This window comes from Pseudoclavibacter sp. 13-3, assembly GCF_021168475.1.
In the GTDB taxonomy this organism is placed as follows: Bacteria; Actinomycetota; Actinomycetes; order Actinomycetales; family Microbacteriaceae; genus Pseudoclavibacter_A.
The window spans coordinates 385,860-398,602 of sequence record NZ_JAJOZT010000002.1 but is presented as its reverse complement, the minus strand read 5'-3'; the positions used below and the strand labels follow the sequence as shown (position 1 = coordinate 398,602).

Genomic DNA, 12,743 nt, shown 5'->3' with positions numbered 1-12,743 from the left:
TCACCGGATCAAGCCTGACCTTCATGGCGGCGATCAATGAGACTGTACGTGCGCGGTTCGCACGCCCCTCCGACGACCATACGAATGACCGCGGAGCAGAGCCCGACACGATCACGCGCGTTCTGTTGTGCTCCGAGCAGTGTACGCCAGTGCGGCGCGGCTATTTTACCGAGTGAAAGAGATGCGGGGCCGAGCACTCAGTCTCGACCCCGCATCCGCGGCTCACGGCTCGGTCACCGCAGCGGTGTCACGTCAGCTCTCGACGACACCCTCGGCGTTGATCTCAAGGCCGTCTCCGTCAGGCTTCACCGTGACGCGCACGCTCTGGCCGTCACGCACCTCGCCGGCCAGCAGCTTCGTGGCCAGCTGGTCGTCGACCTGCTTCTGCACCAGACGACGCAGCGGGCGTGCTCCGTAGACCGGGTCGTAGCCCGTGTCGGCCAGCCAGGTCTTCGCCTCGGGTGAGACCACCAGGCGCAGCCGACGCGATTCCAGCCGCGCGCCGAGCCGTTTGATGTAGAGGTCGACGATCTTGGTGAGCTCCTCTTTGGTGAGCGAGTCGAAGAGCACGATGTCGTCGAGCCGGTTCAAGAACTCCGGTTTGAACGTCTGGTGCACGACCTGCATGACCCGCTCGCGCTTGACGTCGTCGGTGAGCGATGCGTCGATCAGGAACTGGCTGCCCAGGTTCGAGGTCAGAATCAGGATCGTGTTGCGGAAGTCGACCGTGCGACCCTGGCCGTCGGTCAGACGGCCGTCGTCGAGCACCTGCAGCAGCACGTCGAAGACGTCGGGATGCGCCTTCTCGACCTCGTCGAGCAGCACCACCGAGTAGGGACGCCGCCGCACGGCCTCGGTCAGCTGGCCGCCCTGCTCGTAGCCCACGTAGCCCGGAGGCGCACCGACCAGACGTGAGACGGTGTGCTTCTCGCCGTACTCCGACATGTCGATGCGCACGATCGCGCGCTCGTCGTCGAAGAGGAACTCTGCGAGCGCCTTCGCCAGTTCAGTCTTGCCCACGCCGGTCGGCCCCAGGAACAGGAACGACCCGGTCGGACGGTTCGGATCGGCGATGCCGGCACGCGTGCGGCGCACCGCTTCGGCGACCGCATGCACGGCATCCTTCTGACCGATCAGGCGCTTGCCCAGCTCGTCTTCCAGATGCAGCAGCTTCTCGGTCTCACCCTGCAGCAGCCTGCCGACGGGAATGCCGGTCCACGCTGCGACGACCTCGGCGATGTCGTCTTCGGTCACCTCCGTGCTGACCATGCGCTCGCCGTTCTGCTCGGCCGTCTGCTCGGACTCCTCGGCCTGCTTCAGCTGACCCTCGATCGCCCGCAGCTTGCTCTCGATCTCAGACAGCTTCTTCCAGACGCCGGGGTCGTTGCTGCCGCTCGCCAGCTGCTCGTTCAGCAGTCGATCCTGCTTCTGCTCCAGTTCGGCCTTGCGCTCGCGCAGCTCTTTCGCCCCCTGGAAGACCTGGCGCTCCGACTCCCAGCGCGTCTTCATCTCATCGAGATCGTGCTCGACCTTCGCCTTGTTCTTCTGCACGTCGGCGAGGCGATCCCGACTGGCGGCATCACTCTCTTTCTTCAGCGAGGCCTCGGCGATGTTCAGCCGGGCCAGCTCGCGGTTCAGCGCGTCGATCTCTTCGGGCGACGACTCCTGCTCCATCTTGAGCCGACTCGCCGCCTCGTCCATCAGGTCGATGGCCTTGTCGGGCAGCTGACGATCCGGGATGTAGCGATTCGACAGCTGTGCGGCCGCCACGAGCGCGCCGTCTGTGATGCGCACGCCGTGGAAGTTCACGTAGGTGTCTTTCAGCCCACGGAGGATCGCCACCGTGTCTTCGACGCTGGGCTCACCCACATAGACCTGCTGAAAACGGCGCTCCAGCGCGGAGTCCTTCTCGATGTACTCGCGATACTCGTTCAGCGTGGTCGCGCCGATCAGGCGCAGCTCACCGCGAGCCAGCATCGGCTTCAGCATGTTGGCGGCGTCCTGGCCGTCACCGGCACCCGCGCCCACCAGCGTGTGGATCTCGTCGATGAAGGTGATGACCTGTCCTTCGCTCGCCTTGATCTCGGCGAGCACCTTCTTCAGCCGCTCTTCGAACTCGCCACGATACTTCGCACCGGCGACGAGTGCGCCCAAGTCGAGCGAGATGAGCTTCTTGTCTTTCAGCGAATCGGGAACGTCCCCCTTCACGATGCGCTGGGCGAGGCCTTCGACGACGGCCGTCTTGCCGACGCCCGGCTCGCCGATGAGCACCGGGTTGTTCTTCGTGCGACGGGTGAGCACCTGCGACACCCGACGAATCTCGGCGTCACGACCGATCACCGGGTCGAGCTTGCCGCTCTTGGCGATCTCGGTCAGGTCGGTGCCGTACTGCTCGAGCGCCGATTTCTCCTCCTGCTGATTGGCCTGTTGCCCCTGTGGCTGCTGTGCCATGCTGTCTCCTTTCGTGCGGCGAACCCTGTCGTCTCGTCCGCACCTGCGGTAAAACCTCAGTCAGACATGTGTGAGATCTGCGGCTGCCACCGCGACCCCACTCTCACGTTCACATCTCTCACAACATCTCTCAGCTTGAGTCTATTCCACTCAACTTTCATTCGCACAGTCGATGCGAGTCCGTTCTGCAGCCCGAGCCGCCACGTCATCCAGCCGGGCAGCCGGTCTGCAACGCCCGTGCTGTGCAGATCACCGACGGCATCCTCCCTGCCACCGCTACAGTGATGCAGAGAACACAGCATCAGTCAGTCGACCAGAGCAATGCCGAGCAGTCGGCGACACGTCGACGCGGAAAGGCCCCCATGTCGAGACAGCGCGCCCAGACCGTCACCTTCGATGAGCTCGTCGGCGACGCCGAAGACTCCCCCACACGAGCGCGACGCAGCACCGGCTCGCGCTGGGCGAGCGTCTTCTCAGGCCTGCTGCTGACACTCGCCGTACTGGCCTCGCCTCTGGCCATGGGCGGCTGGTGGCTCGAGCACGACCTGCTCGACACCGACGCATTCGTGGCGCAGAACGCCGATCTGATCAACGACTCCCAGGTGCGCGACGCCATCGTGACGAAGGCCACGAGCACGATCAAGGCCCGGCTCAATCTGCCGGCCGCAGCACAGGCCGTCATCGGCGACGCCATTCAGAAAGATCTGCTTACCGGGATCGACGCGACCCTCGCCCCAGACACCATGCAGCAGACCTGGCGCGCACTGCTCACCGCATCGCATCAGCAGAACGTCGCCGCACTGCGCGACGAGGCCACCCCCGCTGACTCCTCGTTCACGCTGCAGCTCGGCCCCCTCGTCGATCAGGCGCGCACCCAGCTCGCCACGGTCAACGCGCCGTTGGCGGCGATGCTGCCCGATGCAGACATCAGCATGTCGATCGGACCCGCCGGCTCGATCGAGAAGACCAGGCCCGTCGTGGCGATCGCCGATCAGTACGCCACCCCGCTGGTCATCGGCGTCATGGTCGCGCTGGTCGCGGGCGTCGCGCTGGCTGCCGGCGGGCGGATGCGTGCGCTGAGTCGCGTGGCCACGTGGCTGGTGGTCGCGTGTGCGGCGACCTTCGCACTCGCTCGAGCCGGTGCCTGGGTGATGGCGAATCTGCTGCAGCGGCAGCTGGGCGACGCCGCACAGCCGCTGTTCACGAGCGTGTCGATGCCGCTGCAGACGCTGGCCACCGTCATCGGCGTGATCGCCCTGGTGATCGCCCTGGTCAGCCGGGCGATCTTCGTGATCGCCCGCCGCCGCCGCGCCTGAACGACGATCAGCGCTCGGCGGCGACCAGCGCTCGGTAGCGTCGCAGCATCTGCTCGGTGAGCCGGCTCTGCAGCCACCGCCCGCGGTCGATGCCGCCGACGCGCAGTTCGCGACCCTCGGCCCGGCTCTGACCGATCGCCGCGACCGCGTCGTCGATCGCCTGCGTGAGATCTGCCGTCGTCGCGACCGCCGCCACCCAGCGCGGCTGCACGTCGACCTCGTCGGCGATCGAACGGTCGCAGAACACCACCGGGGTGCCGAGGGTCGCAGCCTCGTACACCGTCATGCCCTGCGTCTCGAACCCGACCGAGGTCTGCAGCAGAGCGTCTGACCGAGAGATCGCGCGCAGCGCCTCGAGGTGCGACACCGCACCGTGCAGCCGCACACGGGCGCTGACCCCGAGTTCGTCGATGCGTCGCCGCACCGTCGCTTCGAGCAGCCCGTGGCCGTAGACGTGCAGCTCGGCCGACGACGCGTCTGCGCGCTCGCTCGCGGCGAACGCCTCGACGGTCTCGACGATGCGCTTCTCACTGCTCATGCGCCCCAGCCAGACGAGTCGAATCGGAGCGCGGCCCGGTGCCGCCTCTGCCGCCGCCGGCTCGTGCATGTGGGCCTGAACCTGCTCGATCAGCCGGTCGTCGACCCCCGTCGGCATCACGATCGCGCCTTCGACGCCGTGCTCGCGCAGTCGTCTGGCGAAGTGCGCGCTGGGCGAGATCACCAGTCGGGCCGCAGCGGTGAGTTCGGCGAGATATCGCCACGCACCTCGAGCTCGGGGCGACACGGGCGGCGACCCTCCCAGCAGCATCCGCCGCCAGGCCCGCAGCGCGACGAACACCGGCCCGGCCAGCGGGGTGACCGCACGGGTGCCGGAATCGACGTCGTTGTGCAGCGTGTGCACCACCGGCACATGCAGCAGCCGTGCGATGCGATAGCCGATCAGCGCTCCCCAGAAGTCGCCCTGCACATGCACGACGTCGACCGGCGGCAGCAGCGGGTCGGCGAGACGCTGCAGCAGAAACCGGTCGGTTCGGCGCCCGGGCCACGACATGCCGTACTCGCCGTCGCGAGTGAGGCGCATCGAAGGCAGGTCGATGTCATCGGCGTGCGGGGGATGCGCCCGGTGCAGACGCGGGGCCACCACTGTGGCGAGATGGCCGGCTTCGGTCAGCGCCGCCTGCTGCTGTCGGATCGACACCTGCGCCCCGCCGAGGGAGTCGGCGTGCTGGTCGGTGACGATGAGCACATGCATGGTCAGCGCGGTTCGTTCGACGCGCCCGGCCGCCCCGCCTCAGGTCGATGCCCGTGATAGAGCTGCTCGAACACGTCGAGCGTGCGATCGATGTCGTGCACGCGAACACCCTGCAACGAGGCGTTCTGCATGCGCAGCCGCTCTGCCCGACTCTGCCGCAGCACCTCGACGAGCCTGGCCGTGAGGTCGGCGACGTCGCCGGCGCGAAAGAGATAGCCGTTGTCGCCGTCGTGCACCAGATGCGGCAGCGCCATCGCGTCGGCTGCGACGACGGGCAGCCCCGACGCCATGGCCTCCATGGTCGCGATCGACTGCAGCTCGGCGATCGAGGGCATCACGAAGACGCTGCCCTCAGAGAGCACACGACGCAGATGCTCGTCGGTCACACGCCCGTGGAACACCACGTTGTCGCTGATGCCCAGCACCACCGCGAGTCGCTTCAGACGGTCGAGCTGATCGCCGCCGCCGACGATGTCGAAGCTCACCTGCAGCTGCGGCGGCAGCGCGGCCAGAGCCCGCAGTGCCACGTCGATCTGCTTCTCTTCGGTGACCCTGCCGACGAAGACCAGCCGCTGGCCGGCGCCCGGATCGGCGGTGACGAGTCGGGGCGAGTAGTCGCTGGCGCGGATGCCGCAGCTGACCGGCAGCACGTCTCGCAGCCCGGTGCAGCGCTCGAGGTAGTCGGCGGCCCGCTGCGTGGGCGTCGTGACGAACTGCGCCAGCGCGAAGACTTTGCGGGCCTCACGCCAGACCGCGTCGATGAGCCTGCGGTCGAGGTTCGCCGGAAGACCGGTGAACTCGACACCGTTCTCGGGCATGAAGTGGTTCGTGCCGATCACCCTGATGCCCCGAGCATGGGCCTCGATGGCCAGCCCGCGACCCACGATGATGAACGACTGAAAGTGCACGACGTCGGGCCTGACCTCGTCGAGCAGCGCTCGCGCCCGACGCCTGATCGTGAGGGGCCAGACGAAGCGCAGCCAGTCATGCGGGTACCACCGCCAGGAGGGCCACCGGTGCACGGTCATGGGCACGCCCTCGATGACTTCGGTCGACGTGCCCGCGGTGCGGCGGCTGGTGGCCGGGGCGACGATGTGCACATCGTAGCCGCGCTGCTTGAGACCTGCGGCCAGCCGCTCGGTGAATCTCGCCGCCCCGTTCACATCGGGTGAGAAGGTGTCGCAGCCGAGGAGAATGCGAAGTGGCGGGTCGTGGGGCGTCTGAGTCACGCCCTCAAGAGTACCGAAGAGTGCAGACGCGATCAGCCGACCCGGCTCAGCACGGTCGAGAATTCCACGAATCCGTGATCCTCGACGGCGACGAAGCCGAGACTCGGCGCCTCCACCCCGAAGTCGGCGAACGTGATCGGAATCTGCCCGGCGACCCGCACGCCGGCGCCCTCGGTGGCGACGGCGGCATCCACCGTCACCGCCTGCCGCACCCCGTTGATCTCGAGATCGCCCTGCAGCTGCACCGACGTGCGCGCGGCACCGGCCTCGTCGGTGAGGTCGACCGGCTGGGTGAGCGTGAACGTCGCGGTCGGATGCTGGCTCACGTCGACCGCCTGCGTGCGGAAGTACCGGTCTCGCCCGTCGGCGTCGCTCGCGATGCTGCCGACGTCGGCGCTGATCTGCGCGGCGGTCAGCTGCGTCGACGTGGTCGTGGCGGTGCCCGTCACCTGCGAAGTGCGCGCGGTCACCGTGACATTCTCGCCCCGCAGCACCTCATCGAGGCGATAGCCGGCATACGACCCGGAGCTGACCGACCACTGCCCCGCCGTCATCGGTGACGGCTGCCCCGTCGACTCGGTCTGCAGCTCGTCGATCGGGTTCTCCGCCGCCGGCGCGACGAAGGCCGCCCGGTAGACCGACGGCCCCCAGATGAGGGCGGCGGCGGCGAGCACGACGACTGTCGTGAGCGCCCAGATCCAGCCGCGACGACGGCGCGGGCGGGGCGACTTCGGTGAGGCCCCGGCTGCCGCGTCTCGGGCTTCGTCTGACAACGGGTTCGACTTGGGTGTGGGAGTTGCGGGCATCGTGTGCTCCTTTGCGTTGGGGGCCGCAGCCCGATCGCTGCTCTCTCGTCTCAGGTCACTCGTGCATATTGCTTGTATCTGCAACATTAGAGTGGCAGGCTGTGCTGCCACTGTGACCTGGGGCAGCGGGAGCGGGCCTCGGCCCGAGACGGAGAACGCCCCGCGGCACCGGCATCGAGGTGATGCCGACGCCGCGGGGCGAACGACTGCGGTCTGCTCGGATCAGCAGACGCGAACCGACTTCAGGTTCGTGAACTCGCGGATGCCCTCTGCGGCGAGCTCGCGGCCGTACCCCGAGCGCTTCGTGCCGCCGAAGGGCAGCTCCTGGTATGAGATCGTCGAGCTGTTGATCACCACGCTGCCCGCATCGAGCTCGGTGATCAGACGCTGCTGCTCGGCCTCGTCGTTGGTCCAGGCGGCCGACCCCAGGCCGAACGGCGTGTCGTTCGCCAGCTCGATCGCCTCATCGAGGCTCGAGACCTTGTAGACCGATGCCACTGGGCCGAACGCCTCTTCGTAGAACAGGCGAGCCTTGGTGGTGAGGCCGGTGATCACGGTGGGCTCGACGAACCAGCCGTCGCCCTCGGGAACACTGCCGCCGACGAGCACGCTCGCGCCGTTCTCTTTGGCGTCTTCGATCAGGTCGACCAGATCGGCGCGACCCTGCGCGGTCGAGACCGGCCCGATGTCGGTGCCGGCGTCGAGCGGGTCGCCCAGGCGCAGCTTCGAGAACGCGTCGACGAACTTCTCGAGGAACTCGCTGTAGACGTCGGCGTGCACGATGAAGCGCTTCGCATTGATGCAGGCCTGACCGTTGTTCGACACGCGTGCGGTCACTGCGGTCGCGACCGCCTGGTCGAGGTCTGCCGAGGGCAGCACCACGAAGGGATCCGAGCCGCCGAGCTCGAGCACGCTCTTCTTGACCTCGTCGCTGGCGATGGCGGCGACCGAGCGGCCCGCAGGCTCGCTGCCGGTCAGCGTGACGGCGGCGACACGGGAATCGCGAATGACCTTCTCGACGCGGCGTGCGCCGATCAGCAGCGTCTGGAAGACGCCCTCGGGCAGGCCGGCGCGCAGAAAGAGCTGTTCGAGATAGACCGCGGTCTGCGGAACGTTCGACGCGTGCTTCAACAGCCCGACGTTGCCGGCCATGATGGCGGGAGCGGCGAATCGGATGACCTGCCAGACCGGGTAGTTCCACGGCATCACCGCGAGCACCGGGCCGATCGGCTGGAAGACCGAGAACGCCTGCTTGGCGTCGACGACTGACGGGTCGGCCAGAGGTTCGGGAGCGAGGAAGCCCTCGGCCCTCTCGGCATAGAAGCGCAGGGCCTTGGCCGACTTGTGCACCTCGCCGACGGCCTGCGCCAGCGGCTTGCCCATCTCGATGGTGATGGTGCGGCCGAGCGTCTCTGCGTCGGCGTCGAGCAGGTCGGCAGCCTTCTGCAGGAACGCCGAGCGCTCGGCGAACGTCGTCTTGCGGTGAGCGAGCCAGGCGTCGTGCGAGACCTGCAGGCGGCGCTCGAGCTCGGCATCGTCGATCTCGTCAAACGACTTCTCGACGGCACCCGTGGTGGGGTTGACGGTTGCGATGGACATGTCTGATGGGCCTCTCTTCTTCTCTGAACAGGTGACGCGGCGTGCGGGTGCTCATGCGACCGTGGCCGTGGATTCCCAGCAAAAGAGTATCGCCGCCGCCGGCGGCGTTCCAGCGGATACGCTCACAGCGCACGAGCACGACGGTGGGGCGGCCGATACGGTCACCCCGCCGTCGATGACGAGCGATGCCTGGATCAGTATCCGACGGTGAAGCGCTGGCGGCTGTGCGTCGAGTGCTCGATCTCGTCGACGAAGGCCTGAGCGAAGTCGGCACCCGAGATGAACGAACGGCCGTCTTCGGTGGTGAGCAGCACATCGCCGCCGAGGCGGAACGTGCCGGTGTGCTCACCGGGGTTGAACGAGCCGTACTCGCCCGAGGGGCTCACGTAGAACCAGTCGACGTCGTTCGGCTCGGTGCGCAGCAGATCGAGGATCTTCGCGTGGTTGCCTGCCTCTTCTCTGAAGGCATCCGGGAAGTCAGGAGTATCGAGCACCTTGGGCCCACCCTCTGAGACGCTGAGCGACCCGGCGCCTCCGACGACGCCCAGACGCCTGCCTGCAGCGGCCACAGCCGAGGTCACGCCGGCAATCGCCTCGATGAGCCTGTGCCCGTCGATCTCGCGCGCCGGCAGCGCGACGACGACGACATCGCTCGCCTCAGCAGCTGCGCGCACCACCTGCGCGTCGAAGATCGATCCGGTGCGGTAGTCGACGCCCGGCGCGCGCGAATCGTCAGCCGGCAGGTGGCGAGAGTACGAGATGACGCTGATGCCGCGCGACGCGGCCTCCTTCGCGATGTTTCCGCCGGTGTAGCCGGTTCCGCCGAAGATGCTGATGGTCGTCATGACGAGCCTTCCTGTCGAGTATTCGTTGATTCTTCAACTATTCGAACGAGCTGGTGCCCGTGTTATTCCGACACTGCCGCAGCCCCGCCCGCATTCTGGACGATCTGCCCGCCGCGGGGCCTCCAGCCGAGACGCGGTGCGAGCTCGCCCGCGATGTCTTCGATCAGCTGGTCGTAGTCGACCTGTTCGAAGCTGAACGGCAGCGCGAACGCCACCTCGTCGACGAGCCGGAAGGCGTGCAGTTCGTTCAGCTGCTCGGCGATCTGCTCCGAGGTGCCGATCAGGTCACGGGCGAAGAGCGTGTTCTTCGGGCCATGCCCAGAGGTCGTGCGCGGCAGCCGTCGTTCGACGTACTCCTCGTACCTGCGCACCTGGCCCGGCGTCGCGCTGTCTGTGGGAATCACCACGAGGCCCTGCGACACCCGAGGCGCGCCGACGCCCTGGTAGCTCTCGCGGTACACCTCGATCTGATGCCGCTGGTTCTCGTCGAAGTCGTCGCCGAGCTCACCGCTGATCACGCTCGACGTCAGCAGGTTGAGTCCGTGCTCGGCCGCCCAGCGCACCGAGCGCTCTGAACCGGCACCGTACCAGAGCCGGTCGATGAGGCCTTCGGCGTGCGGCTGCACCCGGTCCGAGTACTCCTCGACGATGCCGTCGGCGCCGGCGAAGTCGCTGACGCGATCACCGCGCACCGCCTCGATGAGTCGCTCGACGCGCCGGTAGGTGAAGTCTTCCTCGTCGAAGGTGTCGGGGTAGAGCGCGTGCTTCCAATCGTCATAGTGAAACGGCCGCCCGACGCTCACACCGGGGTTCACCCGCCCGCCCGAGAGCACGTCGACGGTGGCGAGGTCTTCGGCCAGGCGCAGCGGGTTCTCGGCGCCGAGCGGAATCACCGCGGTGCCCAGCTCGATGCGCGAGGTGCGCTGCGTCGCAGCGGCGATGACGGCGATCGGCGACGAGATGCCGTACTGCAGGTGGCGCTGCCTCAGCCAGGCGCTGTCGTAGCCCAGCCGTTCGCCTCGCTCGATGATCTCGAGCGTGGTCTCATGCCCGCCGCGCGGGTTCTGCTCGTCGAAGAGTCCGATGGTGAGAAACCCCAGGCGTCGCAGCGACAGGTTGTCGGTCATGGTGTGCGGTCTCCTCGGTATTCGTCGAATGTGCGGGTGCAGAGGCGGATGCGATGGACTCGTCGAGCAGCCCGACCGATGCGAGCATCGCACGTGCGACGCGGTCGTTGCATCTGAAGCTCGGCGCGTTCGTGTCGGGGCGGGCGAAGGCGGCGGGGCGGCCCACGTCGGTGAACTCCCCCAGCGCCCAGCGGTTCGACAGCTCGCAGCCGTCGGCGGCGACCACCCGGAACGATGCGGGGGCCACGACGAGTTTGCCGTTGGTCGCATGCCGACCGTCGACGCGCAGACGGCGCTCGTGGCCGAGACCGGTGCGGTGCAGGTCGCTGAGCGCCGGGTTCGCCGAGGCCGACACCGAGCACTGCGGCTGGTACGCCTCGATCAGCACATCGGCCGTGCGCCGCTCGTCGAGCGTGCGGCTGTGCACCACATAGCCGTCTGCGATCGGCTGTGCGTCGTCGATCGAGCCGAGAAACTCCAGCACGCCGGCGTCTGCGAGCGCGAGCAGCAGCTCGAGACGTTCGCCGGGCGGGCCGCTCGCGATGAAGCTGAACAGGTTCTGCCAGAACCCGGTGAACTGCGCGGCCTGCGCAGCGTCGCTCCAGGCCGGGTGGTCGAGCGTCTCGGCCAGCACGAACGAACAGCCGATGATCGCCTGCACCAGCGCGGCCTGCTCGCTGTGCTCGTCGGTCTCATGCCGCCGCAGGTCGTCGAGCAGATAGGTGCGCAGCAGATCGCCGAGCGCTTTCGCGCTCTCGCCCCGCACCTCGGCCAGCGGATGCTGCAGCCGGGCCAGATCGAGTCGGTCGTCATCGTCGACCCGTGCGCGCAGCCAGGCGTCGACGACCGGGGTGCCGACGCCGCCGGCCGCCTGCACGAGCTGCTGCAGCTCGGACCAGCTGCCGCGCACACGATCGGCATGACCGGTGAACAGCTCTCGGTAATAGGCATAGCCCAACTCGCTCTGCACCCAGGGCCAGACGTCGGCGACGAAGTCGACGCGCTGCCACGCCTCGAGGTGCGCATCGAGATGGTGCCGCAGCCACTCAGCGGTGAAGAACGTCGTGGCGAAGCCGTGATCCTCACCCTGCACTCGCGAGGTCGTCTTGGCGTGATAGGGCACGCCTCGACGCGATCCGGTCAGGATGCTCGGCTCGCGACCGCTGGCGGAGTACGTCACCCGGTGGCCGAGCGGCTTGGCGGGGTCGAACGCATAGCGGCCGCCTCGATCGACGGTGAGCCGGACGACCAGGTCGACGAAGCTGAGCCCGGCGCCGCGCAGCAGCACCGTGTCGTGCTCGGTCACCGCGTCGAGGTCGAGGTCTGCGGCGTAGCCGGGCGGCTGATAGCGAAGCCCGTGCGCAGCGGCCTGCAGCGCGATCGCCCGATGCCGAGGTGCGACCTGCGCGTCGACGTGCCCGATCGCGTAGAGCACCGCGTCGGCCGCGATCACAGAGCGTGCGCGCGCATCGCGGCCGAAGCCCTCGATCACCGTCACGTCGAGCTCGTGACCGGCGCCGGCATCCGCATCACGCACGCCGACCACCGTGCCGCGATGCTCGATCACACGCCAGCAGCGCGGGGCCCGGTCGCGCGCGCGCTCGTAGAACCAGCGCAGATAGTGGCTCTGCAGCCGGCGGCTGGGAAAGCTGCGCGGAGTGATCCGTGCGATCTCGGCGCGCACACCGTCGTCTATGTCAGCGGTCAGCGCCGCCGAAAGGCGAAGTGTTCCCGCGTGCACACCGTGCGCCCACTCATAGAGGCTGGGACCGGGCGCGATCGGCCCGTCGAGGGTCGAGGTGCGGTCGCTGAACAGCGAGACTTCACCGGCGAGCGAGTTGAGACGCAGCTCGGCCGACTGCTCACGGCGCCAGATGCGGCCGGGGCCGACGCGATACGGGTCGACGAGGTGCACATCGAGCGCCGAGGCTGCGGCATCACGGCGCGCATTCTCGACGAGGCGCTCCAGAACGCCGATGGCGCGCGGGCCACCGCCGATCACCACGATCGTGCGACGTGCACTCATGGGGCTCCCCTCTCTCGACGCGCTCGCCGGGCGTGGCTGCGGCGAGAACAGCCCAAGGCTATGCGCGTCGAGTGACGCTCCCCAGTCGAGAC

The 12,743-nt window shown here is 68.0% G+C and carries 9 protein-coding genes; 1 reads left to right on the top strand and 8 read right to left on the bottom strand.

The window, feature by feature from the left end; genetic code table 11:
- Window positions 1–252: 252 nt before the first annotated feature.
- Window positions 253–2,451: an ATP-dependent Clp protease ATP-binding subunit gene (locus LRX77_RS05235; RefSeq protein WP_231831865.1), complete on the bottom strand. Its 2,199-nt coding sequence runs from the start codon at window positions 2,449–2,451 to the stop codon at window positions 253–255.
- Between the two features lie 362 nt (window positions 2,452–2,813).
- Between LRX77_RS05235 and LRX77_RS05230 the strand changes: the two genes are divergently transcribed.
- Window positions 2,814–3,767: a hypothetical protein gene (locus LRX77_RS05230; protein WP_231831864.1), complete on the top strand. Its 954-nt coding sequence runs from the start codon at window positions 2,814–2,816 to the stop codon at window positions 3,765–3,767.
- A gap of 7 nt (window positions 3,768–3,774) precedes the next feature.
- On the opposite strand, the gene LRX77_RS05225 is transcribed toward LRX77_RS05230, so the two are convergent.
- The 7 genes from LRX77_RS05225 to LRX77_RS05195 form a co-directional block, all read right to left on the bottom strand.
- On the bottom strand, window positions 3,775–5,019 hold the full coding sequence (locus tag LRX77_RS05225) for a glycosyltransferase (RefSeq protein WP_231831863.1): 1,245 nt from the start codon (window positions 5,017–5,019) through the stop codon (window positions 3,775–3,777).
- Window positions 5,020–5,021: 2 nt separating this feature from the next.
- Complete coding sequence (locus tag LRX77_RS05220) at window positions 5,022–6,248, bottom strand: glycosyltransferase (protein WP_231831862.1); 1,227 nt, start codon at window positions 6,246–6,248, stop codon at window positions 5,022–5,024.
- Between the two features lie 32 nt (window positions 6,249–6,280).
- A complete protein-coding gene (locus LRX77_RS05215) occupies window positions 6,281–7,054 on the bottom strand; it encodes a YceI family protein (protein ID WP_231831861.1) in 774 nt (257 codons plus the stop codon).
- A gap of 222 nt (window positions 7,055–7,276) precedes the next feature.
- Window positions 7,277–8,653 carry an aldehyde dehydrogenase family protein gene (locus LRX77_RS05210; RefSeq protein ID WP_231831860.1) on the bottom strand — a complete coding sequence of 459 codons (1,377 nt, stop codon included), beginning with the start codon at window positions 8,651–8,653 and terminating at the stop codon, window positions 7,277–7,279.
- Between the two features lie 194 nt (window positions 8,654–8,847).
- The gene (locus tag LRX77_RS05205) at window positions 8,848–9,498 is read right to left on the bottom strand and encodes an NAD(P)-dependent oxidoreductase (RefSeq protein WP_231831859.1); all 651 of its coding nucleotides are present in this window, start codon (window positions 9,496–9,498) and stop codon (window positions 8,848–8,850) included.
- Between the two features lie 62 nt (window positions 9,499–9,560).
- The gene (locus LRX77_RS05200; RefSeq protein ID WP_231831858.1) at window positions 9,561–10,625 is read right to left on the bottom strand and encodes an LLM class flavin-dependent oxidoreductase; all 1,065 of its coding nucleotides are present in this window, start codon (window positions 10,623–10,625) and stop codon (window positions 9,561–9,563) included.
- Window positions 10,543–12,651, bottom strand: a complete 2,109-nt coding sequence (locus LRX77_RS05195) for an FAD/NAD(P)-binding protein (RefSeq protein ID WP_231831857.1) — start codon at window positions 12,649–12,651, stop codon at window positions 10,543–10,545. The genes LRX77_RS05200 and LRX77_RS05195 overlap by 83 nt, the downstream gene beginning before the upstream one ends.
- Window positions 12,652–12,743 lie beyond the last annotated feature (92 nt).

Bases quoted from the DNA above. Each gene is read 5' to 3' on its own strand.
- LRX77_RS05205 (WP_231831859.1), bottom strand. From the start codon at position 9,498: ATGACGACCATCAGCATCTTCGGCGGAACCGGCTACACCGGCGGAAAC.
- LRX77_RS05225 (WP_231831863.1), bottom strand. From the start codon at position 5,019: ATGCATGTGCTCATCGTCACCGACCAGCACGCCGACTCCCTCGGCGGG.
- LRX77_RS05195 (WP_231831857.1), bottom strand. From the start codon at position 12,651: ATGAGTGCACGTCGCACGATCGTGGTGATCGGCGGTGGCCCGCGCGCC.
- LRX77_RS05235 (WP_231831865.1), bottom strand. From the start codon at position 2,451: ATGGCACAGCAGCCACAGGGGCAACAGGCCAATCAGCAGGAGGAGAAA.
- LRX77_RS05200 (WP_231831858.1), bottom strand. From the start codon at position 10,625: ATGACCGACAACCTGTCGCTGCGACGCCTGGGGTTTCTCACCATCGGA.
- LRX77_RS05210 (WP_231831860.1), bottom strand. From the start codon at position 8,653: ATGTCCATCGCAACCGTCAACCCCACCACGGGTGCCGTCGAGAAGTCG.
- LRX77_RS05215 (WP_231831861.1), bottom strand. From the start codon at position 7,054: ATGCCCGCAACTCCCACACCCAAGTCGAACCCGTTGTCAGACGAAGCC.
- LRX77_RS05230 (WP_231831864.1), top strand. From the start codon at position 2,814: ATGTCGAGACAGCGCGCCCAGACCGTCACCTTCGATGAGCTCGTCGGC.